This is a genomic window from Azospirillum himalayense (assembly GCF_042657465.1).
GTDB classification, from domain to species: domain Bacteria; phylum Pseudomonadota; class Alphaproteobacteria; order Azospirillales; family Azospirillaceae; genus Azospirillum; species Azospirillum himalayense.
This window is the reverse complement of the sequence record NZ_JBHSLC010000042.1, coordinates 12,883-39,093: the sequence shown is the minus strand read 5'-3', so window position 1 is coordinate 39,093 and position 26,211 is coordinate 12,883. Positions and strand designations below refer to the sequence as shown.

Sequence of the window (26,211 nt, the reverse complement as noted above, 5' to 3'; positions counted from 1 at the left end):
CGTTCACCGGGACTTCTCCTTACCGTCCACATGGTCGGTTCCCGTCAGGCCCCGCGCGGCGAGGAGCAGGACGAGGAACAGCGCCGTCGTCGCGAAGCTGATGACGATGGCCGTGAGGACCAGGGCCTGCGGCACCGGGTCGGCGTGGCTGGCGAGGCTGCCGGCCATGCCGCGCTCCAGCACCGGGGCCGCCCCCGTGCGCAGGCCGCCGGTCGAGAAAATGAAAAGGTTGACGGCGTAGGAGAGCAGCGACAGGCCGATGATGACCTGGAAGGTGCGGGGACGCAGCAGCAGCCAGACGCCGGAGCCCGTCAGCACCCCGATCCCGAGGGCGAGGATAAGTTCCATCAATCGTCTCCGGTTGCGGCGGTCGGGGCGGCGGCAGGCGCCACCGCAGCGGGCGCCGCGGGGGCGCTCGCCGCCGGGACGCGGGGTGCTGCGGCGCGATGGCCGCGGACCGACTGGCGGGCCAGCGCGATCAGGGTCAGCATGGTCGCTCCGATGACCAGCGCGAACACGCCGATGTCGAACAGCAGAGCGCTGGCCGTCGGAATCTCGCCGATCAGCGGCAGGTCCGCGTAGGCGAAATAGGTGGTCAGGAAGGGCCGCCCGAACAACAGGGCACCCAGGCCCGTGACGGCGGCCAGCAGGAGCCCGAGGCCCATCCAGCGCAGCGGCAGCACGCGCAGCCGCGCCTCCACCCACTGCGTCCCGCCCAACATGTATTGCAGGATCATGGCGATCGAGCCCATCAGCCCCGCGGCGAAGCCGCCGCCGGGCAGGTCGTGGCCGCGCAGCAGAAGGAACAGCGCGACCATGCCGACCACCGGGAACAGCAGACGCGCGATCACCGACGGGATCAGCAGCCAGTCGGCCACCGTGTCGCCCTCCCGCCGCTCGGGCCGGGCGATGTCGTAGGCGCTCTGGTCGCGCTGCTGCTCCGGCACGTCCACGCTGTCGGGGGCCGGGCGGAAGCGGCGCAGCAGCGCGTAGGCGGTCAGCGCCACCACACCCAGCACGGCGATCTCGCCCAGCGTGTCGAATCCGCGGAAGTCGACCAGAATCACGTTGACGACGTTGGTGCCGCCGCCCTCGGTGTAGGCGCGCTCCAGGAAATGCTGCGCCAGGATTTCCGGCGGGAAGCGGGTCATCACGCCGAAGGCCAGCCCCGCCATGCCGAGCCCGGCGGTGATGGCGATGGCGAGGTCGCGCAGGCGGCGGCCCGTCCGCATCACTTCGGACGTGCCGGTGCCGGGAAGCCGCTTTGGCAGCCAGCGCAGGCCGAGCAGCAGCAGGATCGTGGTGACGATCTCGACCAACAGCTGCGTCAGCGCGAGGTCGGGGGCGGAGAACCAGACGAAGGTGACGCAAGTGACCAGACCGGTGCCGCCGAGCAGGATCAGCGCGGCGAGGCGGTGGAACTTGGCCTGCCACGCGGCCCCCAGCGCGCAGGCCGCGCCGATCACCCAGATCAGGGCGAGCACGGGGTCGATGCCCTGCGGCACCAGATTGCCGGGGCCGAGCCCGCGCCGGTAGACCGCCCAGCCCGCGGCCAGAATGGCGACGCAGACGACCAGACGGAGCTGGGGCTGCAGGCGCCGCGTGCCCAGCAGCCCTTCCAGCGACCGGGCGAGGCGCCAGGACAGGAAGACCATGCTGCGCTCGAACATGCGGCGGCCTTCCAGGCGGCTGATGAAGGGTGGGCCTTCGATGTTCCGGCGGAACAGCGGCTGCAGCAGGAAATAGAGCGTCACGCCGGCCGCCAGGGCGAGCAGGCTCATCACCAGCGGCGTGTTGAAGCCGTGCCAGACCGCCAGGCTGTATTCGGGCGTCGCGGCGCCGAGCGCGGCGTGGGCCGCCATGTCCAGATACGGCCCCACGGTGGCCGCGGGCAGCAGCCCGATGATGATGCAGGCCAGCGCCAGGATCTCGACGGGAAGGCGCATCCAGGCCGGCGGCTCGTGCGGCAGGTGCGGCAGGTCGACCGGGTCGGGACCGAAGAAGGCGCCGTGGATGAAGCGCAGCGAATAGGCCACGGCGAAGGCGCTCGCCACCATCGCCGCAAAGGGCAGGATGTCGAGCAGGAAGGTCACCGACCCCTGGGCCGTCAGCGTCTCGGCGAAGAACATCTCCTTCGAGATGAAGCCGTTCAGCAGCGGCACCCCGGCCATGGCGGCGGCGGCCACCATCGCCAGCCGGGTCGTGAAGGGCATGAAACGGTTGAGGCCGGACAGGCGCCGGAGGTCGCGGGTTCCCGTCTCATGGTCGATGATGCCGGCGGCCATGAACAGCGACGCCTTGAAGGCGGCGTGGTTGATGATGTGGAAGATCGCCGCGACCATGGCGAGTTCGCTGTTCAGCCCGAGCAGCAGCGTGATCAGCCCGAGATGGCTGATGGTCGAATAGGCCAAAAGTCCTTTCAGGTCGTTCTGGAAGATCGCCACATAGGCGCCGATCAGCAGGGTGGCCAGACCGGCGCTGCCGACGATCCAGAACCACGCCTCCGTCCCCGCCAGCACCGGCCAGAGACGGGCCATCAGGAAGACGCCGGCCTTCACCAGGGTCGCCGAATGCAGGTATGCCGAGACGGGGGTGGGCGCCGCCATGGCGTGCGGCAGCCAGAAATGGAACGGGAACTGCGCGCTCTTGGTCAGCGCGCCCATCAGGATGAGGACCAGCGCCGGCAGGTAGAGCGCGTGCTCGCGAATCTTGTCGCCCGAAGCCAGAACGACGTCCAGGTTGTAGCTGCCGACGATGTGGCCGAGCAGCAGCACGCCGGCGAACAAGCACAATCCACCCGTCGCGGTGATGGTCAGCGCCATGCGCGCGCCGTCGCGCGCCGCCGCCGTGTGGTGCCAATAGCCGATCAGCAGGAAGGAGAAGAGGCTGGTCAGCTCCCAGAAGAAGGCGATCTGGATCAGGTTGCCGGAGAGCACCACCCCCGTCATCGCCCCCATGAAGGCCAGCAAAAACGCGAAGAAGCGCGGGACCGGATCGTCCGCCGACATGTAATAGCGCGCGTACAGCACGACGAGCGCGCCGACCCCGAACACCAGCCCGGCGAACAGCCAGGCGAAGCCGTCCATCCGCAACGTGAGGTCGAGGCCGAGCGACGGCATCCAGGCCATCGAATGGCGGATCACCCCGCCCGCCGCCACCGTCGGGTAGGCGGCCCACACCAACCCCAGCCCGATGATCGCGATCGCACCGGCCAGCCACGCCGCGGTGTTGCGCGCGTGCGTCGGCAGCATCCCGGCGACGATCGCGCCGACGAACGGAAGGCCGGTGGCGGCCAGGAGCAGCAGGGCGTCGGACATGGTCTGTGACAATGGGGTCTCGGGCAATCGGAGGGGCCAAAATGCTGAGAACTGTCGGCTTTACGAATATAGGAAGGATGGAGGTCCCTCGCCGCGCCGGCCGGACGTCGTCAGGTCAGAAATCCTCGTCGTCAAGCTCCCGCTCGGCGTTGGGGGGAAGCGCCTGCCGGACGAGTTCCACCACCGCGTCGGGCGTCTCCGCCTGCCGGAGCTTGCGCAGGGATTGCGGGTCGCGCAGGGCCTGGCAGATCTCGCCCATGACGGGCAGCAGGCCCTTGCGGGTCGCGGTCGGCCAGAGGACGAGGAAGAACAGGTCGACCGGCTCGTCGTCGCGGGCCTCGAAATCGATGGGTTTGCGGAGCCGCGCGAACAGCACCAGCGGGCTCTCGGTCCCACGCAGCTCCGTATGGGGAAGCGCCACACCCTTGCCCAGCGCCGTGGAGCCGATATGCTCCCGCGCCTGCAGGGCCTTGAGAATATCCTCCTTGGGTGCCGCGATGCGGCTGGCCGCCTCGGTGGCGAGAAGGTCGAGCAGGGTTCCCTTGTTGGCCGGCCCTGCATCGAGAATGACGTTGTTTGCGGACAAGAGGTCCGAGATGTTCATTCCTGTCTCCATGGGTGGCAAGCCTTCCGTCTCCTGTCCCGACCGTCTGCGGTCCGTGCCGGGATGGCCGTGAACCAACAGACTTCCAATCAAATTCAGCACGCCTTGTCCACGACGCCAATCGTCGCTGGGACCGAAGGTCGCCCCACCCAACGGATGCGCGACCCCGGCAGGGTCCGCGCCTCGCAACACACTTCGTCCATCTCCCCTGCCGCAGGCTCCACACCCATTTTGGGAATGGAATCGCGTCCCGCAAGTGGCGGGGTTGCCATCCATCTACGTCTTGGCCGCGGCTGTAATCCCACAATCCGTGCTGCGGGGGCGAAAAAGCGGACGGGCGATGCGGGGCGGCGGCGCCGAGAGGCGCCAATCCGGGAAAGACACGGAAGCTCGGGAATTATCAAGGGCTTGCGCCAAACGGGGCGCCCCGCCCTTCCCCGCGCCATGGGGAAAGGGCGAGGCGGTGCCGTCCCGTCCTTAAGCGAGCATCCGCACCGGCTCGCCGGCGTGCCAGGCGAGGATGTCGTCCAGCGCGTCGCGGTAGAAGACCTCGTAGTTCTCGCGGGTGACATAGCCCAGATGCGGCGTCAGCACCGTGTTCGGCGCCTCCAGCCAGGGGCTGTCCACCGGCAGCGGCTCCACGGGGAAGACGTCCAGACCGGCGCCCGCGATGCGGTGTTCGTGCAGGGCTGCCAGCAGGGCGTCCCCATCCACCAGACCGGCGCGCGACGTGTTCACGAAGAAGGCCGAGGGCTTCATCGCGTCGATGTCGTCCGCCCCGACGACGCCGCGCGTCCGCTCGCCCAGCACCAGATGGACGCTGACGATGTCGGAGGTGGCGAACAGGTCGCGCTTGTCCAGCCGGGAGACACCCGCGGCGGCGGCCCGCTCGTTGGTCAGGTTGGGGCTCCAGGCCGCGACCTCCATCCCGAAGGCCTGTCCGACCCGCGCCACCTGGGTGCCGAGCTTGCCCAGCCCGACGAGGCCGAGGCGCTTGCCGGCCAGCCCCTGCGTCAGGCCGGCCTGCCAGCGCCCGGCGCGCAGGCCGCGCTCCTCCTGCGGAATGCGCTTGACCAGCGCCAGGATCAGGCCCCAGGTCAGCTCCGCGGTCGGGGTGCCGACCATGCCGGTGCCGCAGACGGTGATGCCGCGGGCCTTGCAGGCCTCCAGGTCGATGGCGTTGTTGCGGCCCCCCGTGGTGACGAGAAGCCGCAGGTTCGGCAGAGCGTCGATCAGCGACGCGGGGAACGGCGTGCGCTCCCGCATGATCACCAGGACGCTGTAGGGGGCCAGCGTGCCCGCCACCTCCGCCGCCGGGATCGGCCGTTCGAAGACCGTCAGCGCGCTGCCGTTGGGCAGGCGATGCCACTCCGCCAGATCGCGCGCGACGTTCTGGTAATCGTCGAGGATGGCGATCTTCATCACGGCTTCGCGAAATAGGGCGCCAGATTGGCCCGGATGCGCTCCAACGCCGGCGTGACCGCCTGCGGGACCTGGAAGGTCTGGCCGGTGATGGTCTCGAACGCCTCGATGTAGATGCGGGCGGCCTCAAGCACGACCTCCGCCGGGATTTCCGGGATGGCGTCCTTGTAGGGGTCGCAGCGCTGGGTCACCCAGCTCCGCACGAAGTCCTTGTCGAAGCTCTCCGGACGCTGCCCGGCCTCGTACCGCTCGGGATAGCTGGCGGCGAACCAGTAGCGGCTGCTGTCCGGCGTGTGGATCTCGTCGGCGAGGATGATGTTGCCGGCCTCGTCGAAGCCGAACTCGTACTTGGTGTCGACCAGGATCAGGCCGCGCGCCGCCGCGATCTCGCGCCCGCGGGCGAACAGGGCCAGCGCCTTCGCCGTCACCTCGTCCCACTGGGCCTGGGTCAGCAGCCCGCGCTCCACGATCTGGGCGGCGGTCAGCTCCTCGTCATGGCCGGCGTCGAACGCCTTGGTGGTCGGGGTGATGATCGTCTCGGGCAGCTTCTGGTTCTCGCGCAGCCCGTCGGGGAAGACGTGGCCGTACATCTCCCGCCGGCCCTTCTTGTACATCGTCCACAGCGAGGTGCCGGTGGTGCCGGCCAGATAGTCGCGGACCACGATCTCCACCGGCATGATGGTCAGCCGCTTGGCGACCACCACGTTGGGGTCCGGGTATTCCAGGACGTGGTTCGGGCAGAGGTCTTTGGTCGCCTCGAACCAGTAGCGGGCGATCTGGGTCAGCACCTGCCCCTTGAAGGGGATGGCGGTCAGGATGATGTCGAAGGCCGACAGCCGGTCGGTGGCGATGATGACGCGCCGCCCGTCGGGAAGGTCGTAATTCTCGCGCACCTTGCCCCGGTAGAGGTTGGGCAGCTCGGGAATGGCGGCGTCCTTGACGACGTTGGACAGATGCGGAGCAAGCTGAGCGGTATCGACCATGGTTCCAGATCCGGCAAAAGGGAGGCGCATGATAGCGCAATCGCCGCGCGGGGCCAGCGCGGTTATAGTCCCGAATCCGGGGAATGGGGACATCCGATGCGGGAAACGGAAGAAATTCAACTCTGTTATGCCGACCTGGGCGGGCTGGCGCACCGGCTGGAGGCGTTCCGCGCCCTGCTCTCCCCCGACGAGGCGGCGCGGGCCGCCCGTTTCGCGACGGAGGAGCTGCGCACCCGCTGCGTCCTGCGGCGCGGGCTGCTGCGCCATCGTCTCGGGCGCGTCCTGGGCCGCGACCCGGCGAGTCTGGCCTTCGCCTACGGCCCGATGGGCAAGCCCTCCCTCCCCGGCGGCCCGGCCTTCAACCTCGCCGATTGCAAGGATCACGTGCTGATCGCCATCGCCCCCGGCGCGGCCCCCCATGAAACGGTGGAGCTGGGCGTGGACATCGAACGGCTGCGCCGCCTGCCGGACGCCGCCGGAATCGCCGAGCGCTTCTTCGCACCGGAGGAGCGCGACGCCTTCGCCGCCCTGCCCGAGGCGCTGCGGGACGAGGCGTTCCTCAACGGCTGGACCCGCAAGGAGGCCTTCATCAAGGCGACCGGCCAGGGGCTGTCAATGCCGCTCGACCGCTTCGCGGTGGAGCTGACACCGGGCCGCCCCGCCCGCCTGCTGGGCCTGGACGGCGCGCTGGAGGCCGGGAGTGCGACGGACTGGTCGCTGTTCGATCTGCGCCCGGCGCCGGGGCTGGTCGGCGCGATGGCGGTGCGCGGCGACGGCTGGCGCCCCGTGTTTCACCCGCTGGACGAGGCGTTCAGCGCTTGAGGATTTCCCAGGCGATGCGCGCCGGCTCCTCGCCCAGCTCCGTGGAGCCGATGACGATCTCGCCGCGCGGCGGCAGCGGCAGCGGTTCGCCAGGCGTCAGCCGCCGCGGCTCCGCCACGCCCGGCACGGCGATCTGGGTGCCATTGCGGCTGAGATCCTCGACCACGAAGACGCCGTCCTGGCGCGACACCGCGGCGTGCCGCCGCGAGGCCGAGGCGATGTCGAGGACGAACTGGCATTGCGACGACCGCCCGATGACGAGCTGGGCCCCGTCCTCCGGAATCGCCCGGGTCTGGCCGCGCCAGAACAGGATCAGCCGCTCCGTCGACCGCGGGGCGTCGATCAGAATCGTCTCCTCGGTCGCCCGTGTCACGGCATCGACCGCCGGAGCGGCCAGCAAGGGGATGCCGAGCGACCGTTCGGCGTCCGGAATCGCGGCGATCTTGGCGATCAGCCCCTCGGCCAGCGCGCGGGGGATGCCGGCGGCGCGCAGGCGGCGGCCCAAGCCGCTGCGCACGTCGTCCGTGCTGACGCCGGGGGCGACCAGTTCGCGCGCCGAGGTGATGCTCTCGAACTCGGTGGCGACCTGCCGGATCAGGACGCTGAGCTTGTTGCGCCCGAAGGGGCTGGTGGCGAGGTCCAGCAGATAGCCGATGCGCTGGGCCGGCGCCGGCAGGCGGGTGGCCAGACGCTGCACCGCCGTGTCGAAGGGCGCGTCCTGCCCCCCGGAACTCCACACCGTCTTGGCGCGCCGGGTCAACGCCTCCGCCATGCCGGCGCCGCCCAGGAAGCCGTCGAAGTTGGTCAGCCGGTCAACGATCATGCCGAAGGCCTTGCCCTCCGCGGCGGAGCCGGTGCGGGTCAGCGGGGTCAGGCCGGCCAGACCGCCCTGAATGCGACGCAGCAGCGCCCGCCGCGTCTCCTCGAAACCGCCGCCGCCCAGCGCGTTGGACAGGGCCAGCAGCTCGTCGGTGTGGGGCAGCCGGTCGTCGAGGTCGCCGTGCACCGCCGCCACCAGGCTTTGCAGCGCCGCCCCCAGGTCGGGCGCGTAGCCGATCAGCGCGCGCACCGGCTCCCGCCCGTCCACCGTTTCCGCCAGCATCTGGTCGAGCAGACGGCGGTTCGCCTCCTCCTCCCCGTCCTCGCGGTGGAAGCGCAGCAGCGCCTTGACCTTGCCGGGCCAGTCGCGGCAGGGCTCCAGCACCGCGGCGAAGGCGTGGGTGACCAGCCGGTCGCGCTCCTCCGGCGGGCGCTCCGCCGCCGCCGCCAGCAGGCCGCCCACCCCGCCGCGGACCAGCGCCGCGTCGAAGGGCGCCAGCGTGTCCGACGCCTGCGCCATCTCCTTCAGCCGGGTGAACATCCGCATGAGCTGGTCGTGGCGGTCGAACGGCTTCACGCCCAGCAAGGGCGCCTGAAGGGTGGCGAGCCGGCTGACCGCCGGGTTGAACAGCAGGGCCTCCCGCTCGAAATAGCGCAGGGGGTAGTAGCGGTGGAGCTGCTCGGCCGGGATCACCGCCTGATCGTCCCAATAGCCGCGCAGCAGGCGCAGCAGCAGCATCCGGCTCTCGTAGGAGAAGAGCTGGAGCGCGTCGGTGCACAAGCTGGCGGGGCCGACATCGGACTCGTCGATGGGGGAGATGGTGGTCGGCTTCGCGCCGCCGGAGCTGGACTTCTGGAAGATGACCTCTTCCTTGCCCGCCTGATTCACCTTCAAAATCCGGACAACCGGAAATTTCGCAAGACGAAGCAAATACGCCGCGCGTTCCCGCGCCGCGGCCTCGTCAGGAAACACGCCGTCGATGTTGGGTTTGCCGCCTTGTTCGATGACCACTTCGAACGTGACGCTTCGGCGCCGTGACATCATGGGCTTTGCAGCTCTTTCCCAAAGGCGTGGCGTCGTTCCGGACTGTAATGGTACGGGAAGCGGACTGTCTGCGCAGCAAGATTCCTGGTCCACCCCAGGATTGACGCGGATGCTGCCGGGGGCTTTGCGCTAGACTGTGCATCATGCGGCTTCCGACCTTCTCCATCCTGCTCCTGCTGGCCTGCGTCACCGCGGTGTCGGCCTGCGCGTCCCCCTATTCCGCCACCGGTCCGGACGACCGGGCGGCGATCGCCCGCAACGGCTTTTCCGCCGATGACGTCGGCTACGTGCTGTTCGATCCGGACAGCGGCGCCGTCCTGGCGGAGCGGCAGCCGGCCAAGCCCTTCGCCCCGGCCTCGGTCGCCAAGCTGCCGGCGATGGCCGCCGCCCTGGCGGTGCTGGGGCCGGACCACCGGTTTGAGACCACGCTGCACATCACGGGGCGGCTGGGAGACGGCGTTCTGGACGGCGACCTGATCCTGAAGGGTGGCGGCGATCCGTCGCTGTCCAGCGAGGGGCTGACGGAGCTGCTGGGCGACCTTGGCGCGCTGGGCGTCACGCGGGTGACCGGGCGCTTCCTCTACGACACCTCCGCCCTGCCCGAGATGCCGGAGATCGACGCCGGGCAACCCTGGACCGCCGGCTACAACACCGGGGTCGGGGCGCTGTCGCTCAACTTCAACCGCTTCCGCTTCGACTGGGCGCGCCCCGCCGCCGCCGGCCAGCCGGTGCGGGTCAGCGCCTGGTCGGTGTCCGACACCGGGCGGGTGCCGCTGGACAGCGTGACGGTGCAGCTGGGCGCCGGGGCCGGAGCCGCCTTCACCCCGCTCATCGCCATGGATGGCGAACCGGCCAATGGCGAACCGGAGGGCGAGCGCTGGCGATTCGCCCCGCAGCCGGGCATGGCGGCCAGCCTGTGGCTTCCGGTCACCCGCCCCGGTCTGGCGGCGGCCCACGTGTTCCGCCGGTTGGCCGCGGAGGCGGGGATCGCCCTGCCCGCCCCGGCCCCCGGCGCGGTGCCGCCGACCGCCACGCTGGCCGCCCTGCACCGCAGCGAGCCGCTGGAGGTGCTGGCCCGGCAGGTCCTGCGCTACTCCAACAACCTGTCGGCGGAGCTCATCGGACTGGCCGCGGCCCGGCGGCTGGACCCGGCGGTGCGGACGCTGCCGGAGTCGGCGGCGGTGCTGACCGCGCCGGCCATGCTGGCGGCCCCGCGCACCGACTGGACGGGTCTGCGGCTGCTCAACCATTCGGGGCTCAGCGCCGGGTCGCGCATCACCCCGGCCCAGACCATGGCGCTGATCCAGGGCGCCGGCCCGGCGGTGCTGGCCCTTCTGCCCGGCGAGGACGAAGGCAAGGTCCTGCCCCCCGGCGTGCGTGCCAAGTCGGGAACGCTGGCCTACGCCAAGGCGCTGGCCGGAACGCTGACGACGGCGAACGGGCGCACGCTCGGCTTCGCCTTCTTCGTCACCGACGAGCCGCAGCGCGCCGCCATGGACCGGACGATGGACCGCCGCATCGCCGAGATCCCGCCGGAGGCCCGCGCCTGGCTGGCCCGCGCCCGCAAGCTCCAGGCCGACCTGCTGGAGTTGTGGATCGCCGGTTTGTAAGCGTCCTCCCCCTCTCCCGCCCCGGGAGAGGGTGCCCGCGACAGCGGGCGGGTGAGGGTCCTGCGAGGATCGGGGCGCTGATCCTTGGCGGCACCCTCACCCTTCCCACGCCTGCGGCGCGGGCCTCTTCCCTCTCCCGGGGCGGGAGAGGGGGCAATCGCAACCGTGACGCTTGGCGAAGGGCGACGGTCGGTTGTACACTGCGACCGAATGTCCCACCGAGGTTCTGGATGCCGATCACCCCGCGCGCACGCCGACTCCAGCAGGGTTCCGACACACCGGACATCGCGGCCAACCGCTACCACGACCGGCAGTTGGGTGCGGAGGTGGTCAACATCGTGGTCGGCGGCTGCGTGGTCAGCGACGACCCGAACGTCGTCATCACCACCACGCTGGGCTCCTGCATCGCCGCCTGCCTGTTCGATCCGGTCGCGGCGATCGGCGGGATGAACCACTTCCTTCTGCCCGACCACAACGGCGACCGGCTGTCCATCTCCTCCCGCTACGGCAGTGCGGCGATGGAGCAGCTCATCAACCGGCTGCTGGCGGCGACGGGGCGGCGCGACCGGCTGCGCGCCAAGATCTTCGGCGGGGCCAGCGTCAACGGCGCCCCGCGTAGCGCCGGCATCGGCCAGCGCAACGTCGAGTTCGTCATGGAGTATCTGGCGGCCGAAGGCATCCCGACGATGAGCTGGGACGTTGGCGGCTCGACGGCCCGCGCGGTGCGCTTCTATCCCACCTCGGGCCGCACCCAGCGCCGCCTGATCGGGGAGGAGACGGTGCGCGACATCGCGCGGTCCGAGACCTCCTTCATGGACCGGCTGCGCAAGACCGGGATCGATGGCGACGTGGAACTGTTCTGATCCCCATGCTCCATGGATTGTCCCGCCTGCTGCCCGCCATCGCGGACCAGAATCTCGACGAGGCCGCCGTCTACCGGCGGGAGTCGCTGTACGAGCGCCCGCGCTACGAGGACGCCCACGGCCTGATCCCCGCCGCCGGCCCCCTGCTCTGCCCGCTCTGCGGGCGGGAGGCGGCGCGCTTCCTCCCCTTCGGACTGGGCGGGCGGCGCAACGCCCGCTGCCCGGACTGCGGGTCGCTGGAGCGCCACCGCTTCCTGTGGAGCTTCCTGGCGGAGCGGACGGACGTGCTGCGCCGCTCGCTGCGCATCCTGCACACCGCCCCCGAACCCTGCCTGGAGCCGCTGCTGCGGGCGCGGCACGGCCGGCGCTACGTCACGCTGGACCGCTTCAACCCGGCCGCCGACGTGCAGGCCGACCTGACTGACCTGCCCTTTCCGGACGGCCGATTCGACCTCGTGCTGTCCAGCCACGTGCTGGAGCATGTCCCCGACGACCGGGCCGCGTTGCGCGAGATCGCCCGCGTGCTCAAGCCCTCGGGCCGCGCCGTCCTGCTGTTCCCCTACGATCCCAAGGGGCCGACGCGGGAGGACCCGGCGATGGACACCCCCGCCAAGCGGCTGGCCGCCTTCGGCCATCCCTATCACTACCGGATTTATGGTACGGATACCCCCCAGCGCATGGCCGAGGCCGGGCTGGACGCCACGCTCGTCGCCTCCACGGCGATGCTGAGCGCACACCGGCGGCGGCGTCGGCGCATCAACCGCAACCACCTGTTCCTGGCGCGCCCGCGCGCCGCGGCGGGCCGGGCGTCCGGGGAGGGGTCATGAGCCGCAGCACCCGCAGCAGCATCCGCATCGCCACCTTCAACCTGGAAAGCCTGGACGACACCGGCGACCTCTCCTTCGAGGAGCGCGCCGCCGTCCTGCGCCCGCAGCTGGAGCGGCTGGACGCCGACATCCTGTGCCTTCAGGAGGTCAACGGCCAGCGCGCGGCGAAGGGGGAACCGCGGACCCTGCGCGCTCTGAACCGGCTGCTGGAGGGCGGCCCCTACGCCGCTTTCCACCGGACCTCCGGCGGCGAGGGGACCAAGCTGGCCGACCGCCACAACCTCGTGCTGGTGAGCCGCTGGCCGATCCTGGCGGCGCGGCAGTACCGGCACGATCTGGTGCCGTCCCCGCAGGTCCGCATGGTCACCGCCGACCCGGCCCAGCCCGGCGGCGACGCCGTGACCTGGGACCGCCCGGTGCTGCATGGCGAGATCGAGCTGCCCGGCGGGCGGCGGCTGCACGTCTTCAACCTGCATCTGCGGGCACCCATCGCCGCGCCGGTGCCGGGGCAGAAGAAGAACGCCTCCACCTGGAAAAGCGTCGGCGGCTGGGCGGAGGGCTTCTATCTCGCCTCGATCAAGCGGGCCGGGCAGGCGCTGGAGGCCCGGCTGGCGGTGGAGCGCGTGTTCGACGCCGACCCGCAGGCGCTGATCCTGGTCGCCGGCGACCTCAACGCCGAGATCGAGCAGACCCCCGTCCGCATCATCCGCGCCGACCTGGACGAGACCGGCAACGGCCATCTCGCCGGGCGGTCGCTGGTGCCGCTGGAACGCTCCGTCCCGGAGGAACGGCGCTTCACCGTGCTGCACGGCGGCGACGCGGTGATGCTCGACCATCTGCTGGTGTCGCGCGCCCTGCTGGGCTGGTTCCGCTCCGCCGAGATCCACAACGAGGCGCTGGGCGACGAGCTGGTGGCCCACGCCACGGTCAGCCATTCCCCGGAAAGCTACCACGCGCCCCTGGTCGCCCGCTTCGAGCTGCCGGATCAGACGGTGACGGAGACGATGGCGCCCGGCGAACCGGCACCGTAGGGCCCCGCGGCACGGGGAACGGCGGCCGGGGCGGTTCCCGCCGGGCCGGCGCCCGTCGCGGGCGATGATCCGGTGGACGGGGCGCCGCTCGACAGGGTGGCACCGTATCCCGATGCAGCGCTCCGTCCGGCGCTGCCCGGCGTGGCGGTGCCGCCGGATGCCGCGGCCCCTTTGCCCGAGTCGCGGCCTTCCGGCGCATCGGTCGGAACCCCCAGGCGGCTGGCGGTGCGGCGGTATTCCTCCACCACCTGCTGCGCCGGGATCTGGTTCTGGGTTTCGCCGGAGGAGCGGTCGCGGAAATAGATGACGGCCAGCCGGGCGCCCTGGTCGTAACGCAGGACCGGGCTGATGTAGCCGCCGGCCACCACCACGGGATCGGACGGGGACGCCGCCGAGGCGGATTGGTCCGCAACGCTGGACGCGGTTTGGAAAGTCGGTGCCGCGGTATCGGCCGCGGATTGCGGCGTCGGGACCGCCGATGCCGGAGTCGGCCGGTTCGCCTGGATGCCGGAAACGCTTCGGATGTCCATGGCTGGCCGCCTTTCCCCTGCGGGCCCTGCCCCGGACCGGCCGGGCGGGCCCCGATTGGACGACGCGCGATCAGACCGTGATGTTGAGGTTCTGTCCGCGGGTCGGGGTGGTGTTGCCGCCCGACGACAGGGCCTGCTGGCTCTGCTGCGCCTGCTGGTCCTGGGCCTGGACCTGCTGACGGCGATCCTCTTCGGCCTTCTGGGCCTGCTGGTTCGGATCGGTTCCCCGTGTCTGCTGCAGGGCAGCCGGCCCGCTGCTTAACGGTGTCGTGAAAGGCTGCTGTTGATAGCCCCCTATGCCGCTGACGCCCATGACACACACTCCTCGCTGTCCGCACTCCCACCCAAGTAGAGTAGGCAAAAATTGCCGCTCGTTCAAGTGGACTCACGGCCCATCCTTCGCAAGAAGCGCGCAAGTCGCCGCACCGCTCGCTTTGCGCGTGGACTCGCTCAGGCCCGCTTCTTTTGTTTGCAGGACGCCGGAGCCGGCGGGTCAGGCCGGTTCTGGCTCCAGGAAGGCGCCCTCGCGAATCGCGAAATCGAAGCGCCCGCCGTCCAGCGCCGTCACGTCGTAGGTCAGCGAGCGGTCGATGCTGTTGTCGGCGTTGAAGGTCAGCACCCGCGGTCGCAGCGTCGCCAGTTCGGTCGGCTGGCAGTACCAGGAGGCGGCGATGATGACCTCGTCCCCCGGCTGACAGCTCCGCGCCGCCGAGCCGTTGAGCACGCAGCAGCGCGAGCCGCGCTCGCCATAGATCACGTAGGTGCTGATCCGCGCGCCGGAATTCTTGTTCCAGATCTCCACGAACTCCAGCGGGTAGATCCCGACCGCCTCGCAATGCTCCGGATCGAGGGTGATCGACCCCTGATAGTTCAGGTTGGCGTCGGTGACGCGCAGGCAGTGCAGCTTCGCTCGGACAACCTTGATCATGATCCCCTCTGGTCGCTGCGGCTGGACGGCAGCGGTTGATTGGTGGCCGGGGATGTTTGTAACCGCAACTGCGAAAACAGCAAGCGTTCCGGCACCCACGGTATGACCGGCGTCATACCGCTACCTTGGGCTGAGGCTTTTGCCTTTGGTGGTATTTCCATCCCGGGTGCGATGCGGCATGTTCTGCGCCGGTTTCAAGCCCCCCGGCGTCACCCAATAATACAATCCAGGGTCCGGCTGCGCGTCTCGGACCCGGCAACCGGCATAGGCCGACAACCGAATCAGGAAGGTGTGCGCCCGCGATGGCTGCGACGGCATCCGCGACACGGTACGTGATCTTTTCCGTCTCCGGCAGGACCTTGGCCCTGCCGGCGGAATCCGTGCGCCGGTTCCTGCCGCTGCCCCGGCTCGACCGCTTGCCCGCCGCGCCCGCCGTGGTCGCCGGGCTGTTCCGCTACCAGGGCCGCGCTGTTCCGGTCCTGCGGCTCGACCTTCTGTTCGGTTTCGACGCCGCGCCGACGGAGCTGTACGCGCCGCTGTTCCTGACCGATTGGGACGGCCGTCCGCTGGCCCTGCTGGCCGACCGGGTGTTCAACATCCTGCCGATCCCCGACACGGAGCGGACGGCGGCCGACCCCGGCCTGACCTTCAACGGCTGCGCCGTGGCGACCATCCCCCACCGCGGCCCCCACGGCGGCCCCCATGATTGTGGAACGGCCACCGTGATCGACCCGTCCCGCCTGCTGACCGAGGCGGAGGGCCGGCTGCTCGCCGCCTTCCAGGCCATGGCCGACGAGCGTCTGGCCCGCCTCGGCGCCCCCGATTCCGAGACCGGCGAGGAGGCCCGATGAACCGCATCGACGCCATCCTGCGCGATCCCGTCTTTCCCCGGATCAAGGCCGCCGTCATCGGGGCGACCGGGCTCGCCTACTACGCCGACAAGGACGCCGCCCTGGCGGAGCGCATCAACCGCCGCCTGTCGGACAAGCCGACCCTCGGCCTCGCCGCCTATCTGGCGCAGCTCGCCGGGGAGGGGCCGACCGGGCCGGAGTATCAGGCGCTCATCAACGAGCTGACGGTCGGCGAAACCTTCTTCTTCCGCTACGCCGAGCAGTTCGAGGCGCTGTGTGCCGTCGCCATCCCGGAATGCCTGCGCCGCAACCGGGAAAGCCGCCTGCTGCGCATCTGGAGCGCCGGCTGCTCGATCGGGCCGGAGGCCTACACTCTGGAAATCCTGCTGAAGCGGCATTTCGCCGACCAGCTGCGCGACTGGCAGGTCAGCATCGTCGGCACCGACCTGAACGCCAGCTTCATCGAAACGGCGCGGCGCGGCGTCTACGGAAACTGGGCGGTGCGCGGGCTCGACCCGGCGGTCCTGGCGGAATGCTTCGACCGGCAGGGCGACCTGTGGGCGGTCAAGCCGCGCTTCCGCGAATGGACGAGCTTCTCGGTCTTCAACCTCGTGGACGGGCCGCTGCCCAACTACCCGCGGGGCCTGGGCGCGCTGGACGTCGTGCTGTGCCGCAACGTCATGATCTATTTCGACGAGCCGACGCGCACCCGCCTGCTGGACAACCTGCACGAGGTGCTGGTGCCCAACGGCTGGCTGGTGGTCGGCCATGCGGAGACGGGACAGCAGGTCAACAGCCTGTTCACCCCCGTGCCGGTTCCGGGCGCCACCATCTACCGCAAGCCGCGCCCCGGCTGCGCCCCCGCGGCGGCTCCCATGGCGGCGCAGCCCGCCTTCATACCCCCCACCCCTACCGAACCGCCGCCCACCGCCGAGCCGAAGCCCCCTGCCGAGCTGAAGTCCGGGGAGCCGAAGCCCGCGAAGAAGCGGAGCACGGCGACGGACCCCGTGGCGCGGCTGCGCGCCACCGCGGCGAAGCCGGCCCCTGCCCCCCTGCCCAGCCCGCAGCCGCCGGCGGCGTCCCCGGCCGGCAGCGCCGCCGTGGCCGACGGCGACCGGGCGGCGGCGCTGGACGCCTGCATCGCCCTGGCCGAGCGCAACCGCCTCGACCCCGTGGTGCATTTCCGGCTGGGACTGCTGGAGGAGGAGCTGGGCGTCGGCGACCCGATCGCCGCCTTCAAGCGGGCGCTGTATCTGGATTCCGACTTCGCGCTGGCCGACTACCACTTGGCGCTGGCCTACTGGCGGCGCGGCAAGCTGGCTCCGGCGCAGCGCCACTTCCGCAACGCCCGCGCCACCGTCGCCGCCCACGACGCGACGGAGTTGGTGGCCGAGGGCGGCGGCCTGACCGTGGCCGAGCTGCGCAGCATGATCGACCTCTGGTTCTCGGGTGAGGAGCCGTGATGGACGACCGGACCGGAGCCGGAGAGGCGGCCGATGTGAAAGACGCCATCGACTGGGACGCCGTCCGCGCGCGCCTGGCCCGCCAGGGCCGGGAGACGGCGGAGGCCGCGGCGCCGGGCGGCGCCTGGGCCGACGCGCTGCTGCGCCGCCGCGCCGAGGATCTGGCGCTCGTCCCCTCCGCCGACGAGGCCAATGCCGCGGCGGAGGCCGAGGCGCCGATCGCCCTGCTGGTCGGGCGCGGCGCCGACGGGTCGTACGGGCTGGACCTGCGTCACCTGTCCCGCATCGTTCCGCTGCCGCGGGTGGCCCGCGTGCCCCACGCGCCGCCGGAGCTGCTGGGGCTGATCGCCATCGACGGGCGGGTGATGCGCCTGTTCGACGTGGACCGGCTGTGCGGGCGCAACGCCGTTCCCGCGGGCGGCGGCTTCGCCGTCGTGCTGCGCGGCGGGGAGCGGCCGGTGGCGCTGCGCCTGCGCACCGTGGACACGGTGACGGAGCTGGAAAGCAGCCTGAAGGCGCCGCCGGAAGCCGGCCCCTTTGTCACCGCCATCACCCGGGGCCGCGTCGCCGTGCTGGATGTGCCGGCGATCCTGGAGACGCTGAGGAGCATGAAAGAAGAATGAAACTGAAGGTCAAGCACAAGCTGATGCTCAGCTTCGGGGTCGTCTGCCTGCTGACCGGGCTGCTGGCGGCGTTCCAGATGATGCGGTTCGCGGATGGCATGAAGGTCATGATGGGCATCGCCACCTACGACATCCAGGTGTCGGAGGCGGTGCGCGAGATCGAGGTGACCGAAAGCAACCTGCGCAGCCTCCGCGAGGCGGCGACCCACGCCGCGGCATTGGCCCAGATCCAGGGCACGGTTCCCGACATCACGCAGCTGCGCCAGCGCTACCGCGACGGTTCGGTGGTGATGTTCGACCAGATCAACAAGCTCAAGCGGATCGCCGGCGAGCGGGCCGAGGACGGCACCACCGAGGACCGCCGCCGCATCTGGGGCGAGCTGGTCGCCCAGATCAACAGCTTCGACCAGCATTCGCGTCGCATGCTTGAGGAGGCCAACACGCTGATGGAGCGGGTGGCCGCCGGGACCGAGCCGGAGGCTCTGGCGCGTCTGACCCGTGTGGAGGAGATGCGGGTGGCCATGGCGGACCAGCTCGCCAGCCTGCACAGCGACATCAGCCGCCTATCGGAGGCCGGCCGCCAGAACATCCGCTCGCTCTACGACGACGCTGTGCGCTCCTCGATCCTGGCGCTGATCATCGTGGTGGCCCTGGCCGTCGCCATCGCCATCCTGATCGGCCGCTCGATCACCCAGCGGCTCGGCACCGCCATCGGCTACGTCACCCAGGTGGGCAAGGGCGACCTGACCAGGACGGTGGTCGTGCCCGGCGACGACGAGCTGGCCGAACTGGGCACCCACCTCAACGAGATGACCGGCAACCTGCGCAGCATGGCCAAGACCACCCGCGCCACCGCGGAGAGCATGCACGCCGCGACCGCGCAGATCCGCGCCTCGACCCAGCAGCAGGCGGCCAGCGTCGCCCAGCAGCTCGCCGCCGTGGAGGAGACGACCGCGACGCTCAGCGAGATCACCGAATCCGGCGCGCAGATCAACCGCCGCGCCCAGGACGTGGCGCAGAACGCCCAGGTCGCCGCGTCCAACTCCGAGACCGGCCTCAAGGCGGTGGAGGACACCAACCAGGCGATGGACGCCATCCGCGAGCAGGCGGAGGCCGTCGCCGAGAACATCGTCATCCTGTCGGAGCGCACCCAGGCGATCGGCGAGATCATCCTGACCGTCAACGACATCGCCGAGCGCTGCCACCTGCTGGCCCTGAACGCCGCCATCGAGGCCGCCGCCGCCGGTGAGCACGGCCGGACCTTCGCCGTGGTGGCGAGCGAGATCAAGAGCCTCGCCGACCAGTCGAAGGAGGCCACCGCCCAGGTCCGTTCCAACCTCAGCGAGATCCAGCACGGCATCAACGCCTCGGTCATGCTGACGGAGGAGGCGGTGAAGCGCGTCGGCGCCGGCAAGCGCCAGACCGACGCCACCCAGTCGACCATCCGCGACCTCGCCGAGAGCGTGCAGGAGAGCGTGCTCGCCTTCCAGCAGATCGTCGCCGGGACCAACCAGCAGCAGATCGGCCTGGAGCAGGTGATCCAGGCGCTCCAGAACATCCGCGAGGCGAGCAGCCAGACCGCCGCCGGCACCCGCCAGCTCGAAGGGGCCGCCACCAACCTCAACGATCTCGGCCAGGGTCTGGTCGAGGCCGTGCGGAACTACCGCGTGTGACCATGGCGACGGCACGCGGCGGCGAGGGCAAGGATAAGGGCGGTCGAAAGGCGCGGGCGGCATGAACGACATCCGCACGCGCCTGCTCGCCGCCTTCGATCTGGAGCACAAGGAGCACCTCGCGGCGATCCGCGAGGCTCTGCGCGCGGTGGAGAAGGACCCGGCGCACCATCCCGATCTGGTGGAGATCCACCGCCGCGCCCACAGCCTGAAGGGGGCCGCCCGCGCCGTCGACCTGCCGGAGGTCGAGCGGCTGTCCCACTGGCTGGAGGCCGCCTTCATCGCCATCCAGCGCGGCACCGTGCCCTTCGACGCGGCCGCCCGCGACGTGGTGCGCCGCGCGCTGGACGCCATCGAGGACGTGGTCGCCTGGGCGACCCGCTGCGGCAGCGAGGTGGACATCGCCGAGGTGCTGGCCGAGCTGACCCGCATGGGCGGTGAAGGCGGCGGCCCGGAACCGGTCCAGCGCCGCCCCGCCGCAGCGGAGGCGGGAACCGCCACGGTCACGCCTCCGGCCGCCGCGCCGCGCCGCGCCCACGCCGCCGGCCCCGCGGAAGGCGCGGCCCTGGTCCGCATTCGCAGCGCCGGCCTGGAGCGGCTGTTCACCGCCGCCGCCGGCCTTCTGCCGGAGATCGAGAACCAGTCCGCCCTGGTCGCCGAGCTGCGCGAGCTGCGCGGCGAATGGCGCGCCCTGGAACGGAGCTGGCACGCCATGCGGCCCCGCCTGTTCCGCGGCTCCCACGATGTCTCTGGGGTCGGCACGACCAGTTTCGCGGGCGACGAGACGGCCCTGCGCCTGTCCTCCTTCGAGCGGCGCTTCCGCGCGCTCGGCGCCTCGCTGGACGCGGCGCACCGCGCCCATGACCGCCATCTCTGGTCGCTGCGCCGCTGGGGCAGCGGCTTCCAGGACGAGGTGCGGCAGCTGCGCATGCTGCCGGCGGAGTCGCAGTTCAGCAACCTCGGCCGCATGATCCGCGACATCAGCCGCGCCCAGGGCAAGGAGGTCGAGGCGGACATCCGCGGGCTGGAGACCCAGGCCGACCGGGTGGTCCTGCAACGGCTGAAGGACCCGGTGCTGCACATCGCGCGCAACGCCGTCAGCCATGGCGTCGAAACCCCTCAGGAACGGGTGGCGGCGGGCAAGCGCGCGGCGGCGACCGTCCGCTTCGAAGCTTCGGTGGTCGGGCGCCGTCTCGTCCTGCGCGTCGAGGACGACGGGCGCGGCCCGAACCGCGAGGCCATCGCCCGCCACGCCGTCGAGCGCGGCCTGCTGGGCGCCGACGCGGCGGAGACGGCGCCCGAGGAACGGCTGCTCGACCTGATCTTCGAGCCGGGCTTCTCCACCGCCCCCACCGCGAACGAATACGCCGGACGCGGCATGGGCCTCGCCATCGTGCGGCGGGAGGTGACCCGGCTCCAGGGCTCGGTGACGCTGGCCGCGCGCGAGGGCGGCGGGACCGTCGTCACGGTGGAGGTGCCGCTCAGCCTGCTCAGCCAGCGGCTGGTCTTCGTGGCGGTCCAGGACGACATCCTGGCGATCCCCAGCAACGACGTGGCGCGCGTGCTGCGCGTCCCGGCGGACACGCTGTTCACCGACCTTGCCGCCCCGACCATCCGGCTGGAGGAGGAGGACGTCCCGGTGACGCCGCTGGCCGCCTTGCTCGGCTACGACGGCGCCATGCCGCCCGGCAACGGGGCGCCGCTCGCGCTCGTCGTCCTGCGCTCCGCCGGGCGGCGGGTCGCGCTGGTCGTGGACGCGCTGTTGGCCACCCGCGACTCGGTGGTCACCCCGGCGGAGGAGGTGGGAATCGACGCCGCCCGCTTCCTCGGCACCGTGCTGATGGACGACGGGTCGCCGGCCCTGGTGCTGAATCCCGCCGCCCTGTCGCCGCGCCCCGGCATGGCCCTGCCGCCGCTGGTCCGTCCGGTCGACGAATCGGAGCGGCGGCGGCCGCACATTTTGGTTGTGGACGACTCCATCACCACGCGAACCCTGGAAAAGAGCATCCTGGAGGCCCATGGTTACCGGGTCACGCTGTGCGTGGATGGGCGCGAGGCGGTCGAAACGCTCGGCGAGCTGGAGGATGTGAACCTGATCATCAGCGACGTGGAGATGCCGAGGATGGACGGGTTCGCCCTGCTCCAGGCCGTCAAGGGCAACCCCATGACCTCCGACCTGCCGGTGATCCTGGTCACCTCGCGCGCCAGCGACGAGGACCGCGAGCGCGGGCTGGACCTCGGCGCCGACGCCTACATCGTCAAGACCCGCTTCGACCAGAACGAGCTTCTGGCCGGCATCCGGCGGCTGCTGTGACCGGCGCCCGCAAGATCCGCGTCCTGGTGGTCGAGGACTCGCCGGTCGTCCAGCAGCTCCTCGCCCACGTCATCGGCGAGGACCCGCGGCTGGAACTGGCCGGCATCGCCGCGTCGGGCGAACAGGCGCTGCGCATGGTCGTCTCGCTGAAGCCGGACGTGGTGTCGCTGGACATCCGCCTGCCGGGGATCGACGGCTTCGCCGTGACCGAGCGGCTGATGCGCGAGCATCCCGTGCCCATCGTCGTCGTCGCCTCCGACGTGCGCGACCTGGACATCCCGATGCGGGCGCTCCAGGCCGGGGCCCTGGCCGTGGTGGAAAAGCCGGGCAGCATGGCCCGCGCCGACTACCAGACCGTCGCCCGGCATCTCTGCACCCAACTCACCATCATGAGCCAGGTCAAGGTGATCCGGCAGCGCGGGCGCCCGCGCAACGGCGACGAGGAGCCCGTCGGCACCAACAGCCGCCGCAGGGGTGCCAGCGTTCCGATGCCGCCGCCCCTGCCGCCGTCCGTGGTGAAGCGGCAGTTCCGCGCGCTGGGGATCACCGCCTCGACGGGCGGGCCGGCGGCGCTGGTGAAGCTGCTGCGCGGGCTGCCGACCAACTTCCCCCTGCCCGTCTTCGTCGTGCAGCACATCGGCGCCCCCTTCGTGGCCGGCTTCGCCTCTTGGCTGGGGTCGGTCACGCCGCTGCCGGTGGCGCTGGCCTCCGACGCGCCGCACCGGCCCGGCCACGTCTACGTCGCCCCCGGCGAGCTTCATCTGACCGCCGAGCCCGGCGGGATGCGGCTGATCCACGGCGATCCGGTCTGCGGCCAGAGGCCGTCCGGGGATGTGCTGTTCTCCTCCCTGGCGTCGGCTTTCGGCGCCGCCGCCATTGGCGTGCTGCTGACCGGCATGGGGGAGGACGGGGCGCGTGGCCTCACCGACATGCGCCGGGCGGGCGCCTACACCATTGCGGAGCACGCCTCCACCGCGGTCATCCACAGCATGCCGGGGACCGCGGTCCGGCTGGGAGGCGTTACCGAGGAGCTGCCCATCGACAAGGTGGCGGCCCGTTTGCTGGAACTGGTTTCGACGGGAGTGGAGCCCTCATGAGTGGACCCAGGGCGCTGATCGTCATCGCTTCGCAGACACAGGGACTTCTCCTGAAGCTGATGCTGGAGGAGCAGGGCATCGAGGCGAGCTGCGTCGAAACGGTGGAACCCGCCGTCGCAGAGCTGGCGCGCCGTCCCTTCGACCTGCTGATGGTGGAGGCCGACGGCGAGGCCGCCCGCACCCTGACGGAGCTGCGGCGGCGCTGCCCGGCCCCCGCCATGCTGCTGGGTTCGGCGGAACGGGCGGCGGAGTCCGGCGTTCCCGCCGATGTGCAGCGGGTGGACCCTGCCGATTCCCAGGGCGTGGTGCAGCAGGCGATGGCGCTGCTCGACCGGCGCAACGCGCCGCCGACGGTGTCCGACATCCTGCGGCGGGCGCGCATCCTGGTGGTGGACGACAGCGCGACCTACCGCGAATTCCTGCGCGCCGAGCTGGAGGAGGACGGCTGCCACGTCGTCGCCGCGCGCAACGCCGACGAGGCGGTGGCGGCGCTGGAGGACGGCGGGCTGGACTGCGTGATCCTCGACCTCGTTATGCCGGGCACCAGCGGCACCCAGCTGTGCGAGCGGTTCGACCGCTTCCGCCGGCGGCGCGGCCTGTTCTTCCAGATCGTCATCCTGACCAGCCAGGAGGGCGACGACCGGCTGACCGCCAGCCTGACCGCCGGCGCCGACGACTTCGTCGGCAAGTCGCAGCCGATGGACATCCTGAAGATCCGTCTGATGGCCCTGCTCCGCCGGAAATACATGGTGGAGGACCATCTTGCCCGCCTGTCGCCCCCAATGCCTTCCGCATAGATGGCGTATAGGGCTTTCAGGCGCTTTCATCCCCAGTGCACCAAAGGTTAAGGTGCTTCACCTTCAGCTCTAGCGGTTAGAGAGACCGACGTGACGTCTCGGCATGGGAACAGGACCAGCATCGACTCCGCGCCAGCGGAGACGGAGTGCGTGGAGAACGCGCTGCGCGTCTGCCGCGCCGCCGCGTTGCCGGCCTTCGTTCTGAGCGGGCCGCCGCACGCCGCCACCCTCTTCGCCAACGACGCGCTGTGCGCCCTTCTCGGCAAGGAACCGGCGGCGGGCGGGCAGCCGGCCCCGATCTGGTTCGGGGCGGTCTGGCCGGCGGTGCTGGGCGCCGTCGACCCGCTGTTTTCCGGCGACACCGAGGAGCCGGTCGGCATCGAGCTTCTGCCCGTGGGCGACGCCGATCCCGCGGCCTTCCAGGGCGTGCCGCTGACCCAGGATGGGGAGACGGTCGGCGTGCTGGCGCTGGCCACCCAGGCGGCCCCCGACGACCGGGTCGTCGCCCGCATGGAGCGGGAGATGCGCGCGGAGATCGAGCGGACGACCGCCGCGCGGTCGCGCTTCCTCGCCTCGGCCAGCCACGACCTGCGCCAGCCCTTCCAGGCGATGCGCCTGTTCCTCGACGCGCTGTGCAGCCAGATCAGCGATGAGAAGGCGCTGAGCACGGCCGAGATGCTGGGCAACGCCATGACGGCGGGCGAGCGGCTGCTGAACGCGCTGCTCGACATCTCCACGCTGGACGCCGGCACGGTGACGCCGGACCCGCAGCCGGTCGCCCTGGACGAGCTTCTGGGCCAGCTCGTCGAGGAGTTCCGCCCGCAGAGCGAAGAGAAGGGCCTGCGCCTGCGCGCCCGCCTCTGCCCCGGCACGGTGGAGACCGACCCGGTGCTGTTCGGGCGGGTGATGCGCAACCTGCTGACCAACGCCATCCGCTACACCCGGCACGGCGGCCTGCTGCTCGCCATGCGGCGGCGTGGCAACCGCTGGCGCATCGATGTCTGGGATACCGGCTTCGGCATCCCCGAGGAGCAGTTGACCGCCATCTTCGACGAGTTCCACCAGCTCCAGAACCCCAACCGCGACCCCAACCGCGGGCTGGGCCTCGGCCTCGCCATCGTGCGCCGGCTGGCGGAGCTTCTCGGCCTCCAGGTCGAGGTGCGGTCGCGCATCGGGCGCGGGACGGTCTTCTCCGTCTCGCTGGAGGCAGCGACCCCCCCGGTTGAACCGCCTTGTGGCCCCCCCGCTCCCCCGCCCTCTGCCGCCACCGCCCCGCCCCTGACCGGGATGACCGTGCTGGCCGTGGACGACGAGGCCATGGTGCTGACCGGCCTGCAAATGATCCTGGAAAGCTGGGGCTGCACCGTCGCCGCGGCGAGCGACATGCGGGAAGTCTTCGCGGTGCTGGACGGATTGCCCGAGCCTCCGTCGGTCATCCTGACCGACCTGCGGCTGCCTGGAAAGGTGTCCGGCTTCGACGTGATCGACCGGGTGCGCCGCCTCTACGGCTGCGAGATCCCCGCCGTGGTGCTCAGCGGCGAGACGGCCCAGAGCGCCCTGCTGGAAGGCCAGCGCCGCGGCTGCTCCTTCCTGCACAAGCCCCTTCACCCCGGCGATCTGCGGCAGGTTCTCGAACGGCTGCGCGGCGACGACGGGGCATCGGCCGGGGCATCGTCGGCAGCCCAGGCTCCGGAAGAGGGTTAGCCGCGTCAGGGGGCTTGATGATGCTCCAGCCAACGGTCGCAGCATTTTTTCTGGCCGTTGAAGCAGGATTGGTTGATGTCGTCGCGCATGGCCTTGTAGGCGATGCGCTGGTCCTCGCCGGTGCTGTTCGTGACCGTCGACTCCCAGATGGCCAGCTTTCTCGCGACCATATTGAGAACCTCATGCTGGGGATGGACCCAAGCTCCGGAGCCGGAGAAGGATTTGAAACTCCGGCGGCAGTTTTCCGTCTCCGCTTTCGTCAGGCGGATGTAGATGCGGTAGGTGGGGTGGGTTGCCCAGGCGTCCGCCCATTTCAGGATGGATTTCCGGGCCTTGAGCATCGCCGGACCTTGCGGGTTGACGTGGTTGGCGACCTCCTGCCAGTTCGCGCGTGACGGCGTCGTGATGACTTGGACGAGCAGGTCCTTAAGCTGGTTGGCGTAGGGCAGCGCCTTGGTCAGCGCTCCCTCCGCCTCCCATCCGCCGATGTCCATGGGATCGTCCACCCGCATCACATTCTCTGCGCCGGGGAAGACGTTGCCGAAGGCCCAGAGGATCCGCTCCATCAGCGCTTCCATCCGGGCCTGCGGGTCCTGGGTCTGCGCGATCACGGCGTTGTTCACCGCATAGGTGCCGATGCTGATCAGGTACCCGTCGCTGCTGGCGTCCACAGCCTTGTTGCGGAGATCGAGCAGGACATTTTGCGGGCAGATGTGGTGATCGGTGACCACGCTGAGATTCACAAGCCCGTTGAGTTGGGCGGCGTCCTGGACGCTGTCCCGCCATTCGGCGAAATCGAGTGGTTTGGATTTGGTGTTCTTGATCGCGGCCCTGTCGAGTGGCATCGGGGTCTCCGTCATCCGTGCGGTATTCCCAAGACGACGGAGC

Annotated in this window: 22 protein-coding genes and 1 pseudogene; 13 read left to right on the top strand and 10 right to left on the bottom strand. The window is 70.8% G+C overall.

The genetic code is table 11. The features are described from left to right. Nucleotides 1–3 precede the first annotated feature (3 nt). From ACFPMG_RS20080 to ACFPMG_RS20060, 5 genes are all read right to left on the bottom strand, one after another. Nucleotides 4–348, bottom strand: a complete 345-nt coding sequence (locus ACFPMG_RS20080) for a Na+/H+ antiporter subunit C (protein ID WP_145689519.1) — start codon at nt 346–348, stop codon at nt 4–6. After that, a complete protein-coding gene (locus ACFPMG_RS20075; RefSeq protein WP_376996893.1) occupies nt 348–3,329 on the bottom strand; it encodes a monovalent cation/H+ antiporter subunit A in 2,982 nt (993 codons plus the stop codon). The genes ACFPMG_RS20080 and ACFPMG_RS20075 overlap by 1 nt, the downstream gene beginning before the upstream one ends. Before the next feature lie 103 nt (nt 3,330–3,432). Beyond that, nucleotides 3,433–3,921: a PTS sugar transporter subunit IIA gene (locus tag ACFPMG_RS20070; RefSeq protein WP_376996892.1), complete on the bottom strand. Its 489-nt coding sequence runs from the start codon at nt 3,919–3,921 to the stop codon at nt 3,433–3,435. A 477-nt stretch (nt 3,922–4,398) separates the two neighbouring features. Beyond that, nucleotides 4,399–5,343 (bottom strand): D-2-hydroxyacid dehydrogenase family protein, encoded by a 945-nt coding sequence (locus ACFPMG_RS20065; RefSeq protein WP_376996890.1) that lies wholly within the window; start codon nt 5,341–5,343, stop codon nt 4,399–4,401. After that, nucleotides 5,343–6,326, bottom strand: coding sequence for a phosphoribosylaminoimidazolesuccinocarboxamide synthase (locus tag ACFPMG_RS20060; protein ID WP_376996888.1), 984 nt, complete (start codon nt 6,324–6,326; stop codon nt 5,343–5,345). The genes ACFPMG_RS20065 and ACFPMG_RS20060 overlap by 1 nt, the downstream gene beginning before the upstream one ends. Nucleotides 6,327–6,422: 96 nt before the next feature. Here ACFPMG_RS20060 and ACFPMG_RS20055 point away from each other — a divergent pair, with 96 nt between their 5' ends. Then, nucleotides 6,423–7,148: a 4'-phosphopantetheinyl transferase family protein gene (locus ACFPMG_RS20055; RefSeq protein WP_376996887.1), complete on the top strand. Its 726-nt coding sequence runs from the start codon at nt 6,423–6,425 to the stop codon at nt 7,146–7,148. On the opposite strand, the gene ACFPMG_RS20050 is transcribed toward ACFPMG_RS20055, so the two are convergent. After that, a complete protein-coding gene (locus ACFPMG_RS20050; RefSeq protein ID WP_376996885.1) occupies nt 7,138–8,856 on the bottom strand; it encodes an FHA domain-containing protein in 1,719 nt (572 codons plus the stop codon). The two genes, ACFPMG_RS20055 and ACFPMG_RS20050, sit on opposite strands and share 11 nt — an antisense overlap. 299 nt (nt 8,857–9,155) lie before the next feature. Here ACFPMG_RS20050 and dacB point away from each other — a divergent pair, with 299 nt between their 5' ends. The 4 genes from dacB (at nt 9,156) to ACFPMG_RS20030 (ending at nt 13,343) form a co-directional block, all read left to right on the top strand. Further along, nucleotides 9,156–10,622 carry a D-alanyl-D-alanine carboxypeptidase/D-alanyl-D-alanine endopeptidase gene (dacB, locus tag ACFPMG_RS20045; RefSeq protein ID WP_376996884.1) on the top strand — a complete coding sequence of 489 codons (1,467 nt, stop codon included), beginning with the start codon at nt 9,156–9,158 and terminating at the stop codon, nt 10,620–10,622. A gap of 230 nt (nt 10,623–10,852) precedes the next feature. After that, nucleotides 10,853–11,485: a chemotaxis protein gene (locus ACFPMG_RS20040; RefSeq protein WP_014197940.1), complete on the top strand. Its 633-nt coding sequence runs from the start codon at nt 10,853–10,855 to the stop codon at nt 11,483–11,485. A gap of 5 nt (nt 11,486–11,490) precedes the next feature. Beyond that, nucleotides 11,491–12,312: a class I SAM-dependent methyltransferase gene (locus ACFPMG_RS20035; protein WP_376996882.1), complete on the top strand. Its 822-nt coding sequence runs from the start codon at nt 11,491–11,493 to the stop codon at nt 12,310–12,312. After that, on the top strand, nt 12,309–13,343 hold the full coding sequence (locus ACFPMG_RS20030) for an endonuclease/exonuclease/phosphatase family protein (protein ID WP_376996880.1): 1,035 nt from the start codon (nt 12,309–12,311) through the stop codon (nt 13,341–13,343). Before ACFPMG_RS20035 ends, ACFPMG_RS20030 begins: the two co-directional genes overlap by 4 nt. Here the strand turns inward: ACFPMG_RS20030 and ACFPMG_RS20025 are convergent. The 3 genes and pseudogenes from ACFPMG_RS20025 to panD all read right to left on the bottom strand — a co-directional run. Beyond that, the gene (locus ACFPMG_RS20025; protein WP_376996878.1) at nt 13,298–13,873 is read right to left on the bottom strand and encodes a hypothetical protein; all 576 of its coding nucleotides are present in this window, start codon (nt 13,871–13,873) and stop codon (nt 13,298–13,300) included. The two genes, ACFPMG_RS20030 and ACFPMG_RS20025, sit on opposite strands and share 46 nt — an antisense overlap. Nucleotides 13,874–13,943: 70 nt before the next feature. Beyond that, the gene (locus ACFPMG_RS20020) at nt 13,944–14,186 is read right to left on the bottom strand and encodes a hypothetical protein (protein ID WP_376996876.1); all 243 of its coding nucleotides are present in this window, start codon (nt 14,184–14,186) and stop codon (nt 13,944–13,946) included. 216 nt (nt 14,187–14,402) lie between these two features. Next, nucleotides 14,403–14,801: pseudogene (gene panD / locus ACFPMG_RS20015) on the bottom strand (aspartate 1-decarboxylase); the annotation flags it as partial. A gap of 332 nt (nt 14,802–15,133) precedes the next feature. Here panD and ACFPMG_RS20010 point away from each other — a divergent pair. The 8 genes from ACFPMG_RS20010 (at nt 15,134) to ACFPMG_RS19975 (ending at nt 25,323) form a co-directional block, all read left to right on the top strand. Beyond that, a complete protein-coding gene (locus tag ACFPMG_RS20010; RefSeq protein ID WP_376996875.1) occupies nt 15,134–15,652 on the top strand; it encodes a chemotaxis protein CheW in 519 nt (172 codons plus the stop codon). Further along, nucleotides 15,649–17,115 (top strand): CheR family methyltransferase, encoded by a 1,467-nt coding sequence (locus ACFPMG_RS20005; protein ID WP_376996873.1) that lies wholly within the window; start codon nt 15,649–15,651, stop codon nt 17,113–17,115. Before ACFPMG_RS20010 ends, ACFPMG_RS20005 begins: the two co-directional genes overlap by 4 nt. After that, on the top strand, nt 17,115–17,738 hold the full coding sequence (locus tag ACFPMG_RS20000; protein WP_376996871.1) for a chemotaxis protein CheW: 624 nt from the start codon (nt 17,115–17,117) through the stop codon (nt 17,736–17,738). The genes ACFPMG_RS20005 and ACFPMG_RS20000 overlap by 1 nt, the downstream gene beginning before the upstream one ends. Further along, nucleotides 17,735–19,411 carry a methyl-accepting chemotaxis protein gene (locus ACFPMG_RS19995; RefSeq protein WP_376996869.1) on the top strand — a complete coding sequence of 559 codons (1,677 nt, stop codon included), beginning with the start codon at nt 17,735–17,737 and terminating at the stop codon, nt 19,409–19,411. Before ACFPMG_RS20000 ends, ACFPMG_RS19995 begins: the two co-directional genes overlap by 4 nt. Before the next feature lie 61 nt (nt 19,412–19,472). Continuing rightward, entirely contained in the window at nt 19,473–21,725 is a 2,253-nt protein-coding gene (locus ACFPMG_RS19990; RefSeq protein WP_376996868.1) for a hybrid sensor histidine kinase/response regulator, read from the top strand. Then, a complete protein-coding gene (locus ACFPMG_RS19985) occupies nt 21,722–22,822 on the top strand; it encodes a chemotaxis protein CheB (RefSeq protein WP_376996866.1) in 1,101 nt (366 codons plus the stop codon). The genes ACFPMG_RS19990 and ACFPMG_RS19985 overlap by 4 nt, the downstream gene beginning before the upstream one ends. Further along, nucleotides 22,819–23,619, top strand: a complete 801-nt coding sequence (locus tag ACFPMG_RS19980) for a response regulator (protein WP_376996864.1) — start codon at nt 22,819–22,821, stop codon at nt 23,617–23,619. The genes ACFPMG_RS19985 and ACFPMG_RS19980 overlap by 4 nt, the downstream gene beginning before the upstream one ends. 150 nt (nt 23,620–23,769) lie before the next feature. Beyond that, the gene (locus ACFPMG_RS19975) at nt 23,770–25,323 is read left to right on the top strand and encodes a hybrid sensor histidine kinase/response regulator (RefSeq protein WP_376996862.1); all 1,554 of its coding nucleotides are present in this window, start codon (nt 23,770–23,772) and stop codon (nt 25,321–25,323) included. A 5-nt stretch (nt 25,324–25,328) separates the two neighbouring features. Here ACFPMG_RS19975 and ACFPMG_RS19970 read toward each other — a convergent pair whose 3' ends face one another. Continuing rightward, the gene (locus ACFPMG_RS19970) at nt 25,329–26,168 is read right to left on the bottom strand and encodes a hypothetical protein (protein ID WP_376996860.1); all 840 of its coding nucleotides are present in this window, start codon (nt 26,166–26,168) and stop codon (nt 25,329–25,331) included. Nucleotides 26,169–26,211: the final 43 nt, after the last annotated feature.

What these genes read in the sequence shown, in the direction of transcription:
- ACFPMG_RS20055 (WP_376996887.1), top strand. Translation starts at nt 6,423, where the DNA reads ATGCGGGAAACGGAAGAAATTCAACTCTGTTATGCCGACCTGGGCGGG.
- ACFPMG_RS20005 (WP_376996873.1), top strand. Translation starts at nt 15,649, where the DNA reads ATGAACCGCATCGACGCCATCCTGCGCGATCCCGTCTTTCCCCGGATC.
- ACFPMG_RS19970 (WP_376996860.1), bottom strand. Translation starts at nt 26,168, where the DNA reads ATGCCACTCGACAGGGCCGCGATCAAGAACACCAAATCCAAACCACTC.
- ACFPMG_RS20060 (WP_376996888.1), bottom strand. Translation starts at nt 6,326, where the DNA reads ATGGTCGATACCGCTCAGCTTGCTCCGCATCTGTCCAACGTCGTCAAG.
- ACFPMG_RS19990 (WP_376996868.1), top strand. Translation starts at nt 19,473, where the DNA reads ATGAACGACATCCGCACGCGCCTGCTCGCCGCCTTCGATCTGGAGCAC.
- dacB (WP_376996884.1), top strand. Translation starts at nt 9,156, where the DNA reads ATGCGGCTTCCGACCTTCTCCATCCTGCTCCTGCTGGCCTGCGTCACC.
- ACFPMG_RS20000 (WP_376996871.1), top strand. Translation starts at nt 17,115, where the DNA reads ATGGACGACCGGACCGGAGCCGGAGAGGCGGCCGATGTGAAAGACGCC.
- ACFPMG_RS20040 (WP_014197940.1), top strand. Translation starts at nt 10,853, where the DNA reads ATGCCGATCACCCCGCGCGCACGCCGACTCCAGCAGGGTTCCGACACA.
- ACFPMG_RS20030 (WP_376996880.1), top strand. Translation starts at nt 12,309, where the DNA reads ATGAGCCGCAGCACCCGCAGCAGCATCCGCATCGCCACCTTCAACCTG.
- ACFPMG_RS20020 (WP_376996876.1), bottom strand. Translation starts at nt 14,186, where the DNA reads ATGGGCGTCAGCGGCATAGGGGGCTATCAACAGCAGCCTTTCACGACA.
- ACFPMG_RS19995 (WP_376996869.1), top strand. Translation starts at nt 17,735, where the DNA reads ATGAAACTGAAGGTCAAGCACAAGCTGATGCTCAGCTTCGGGGTCGTC.
- ACFPMG_RS19980 (WP_376996864.1), top strand. Translation starts at nt 22,819, where the DNA reads ATGAGTGGACCCAGGGCGCTGATCGTCATCGCTTCGCAGACACAGGGA.
- ACFPMG_RS20025 (WP_376996878.1), bottom strand. Translation starts at nt 13,873, where the DNA reads ATGGACATCCGAAGCGTTTCCGGCATCCAGGCGAACCGGCCGACTCCG.
- ACFPMG_RS20035 (WP_376996882.1), top strand. Translation starts at nt 11,491, where the DNA reads ATGCTCCATGGATTGTCCCGCCTGCTGCCCGCCATCGCGGACCAGAAT.
- ACFPMG_RS20070 (WP_376996892.1), bottom strand. Translation starts at nt 3,921, where the DNA reads ATGAACATCTCGGACCTCTTGTCCGCAAACAACGTCATTCTCGATGCA.
- ACFPMG_RS20080 (WP_145689519.1), bottom strand. Translation starts at nt 348, where the DNA reads ATGGAACTTATCCTCGCCCTCGGGATCGGGGTGCTGACGGGCTCCGGC.
- ACFPMG_RS20065 (WP_376996890.1), bottom strand. Translation starts at nt 5,343, where the DNA reads ATGAAGATCGCCATCCTCGACGATTACCAGAACGTCGCGCGCGATCTG.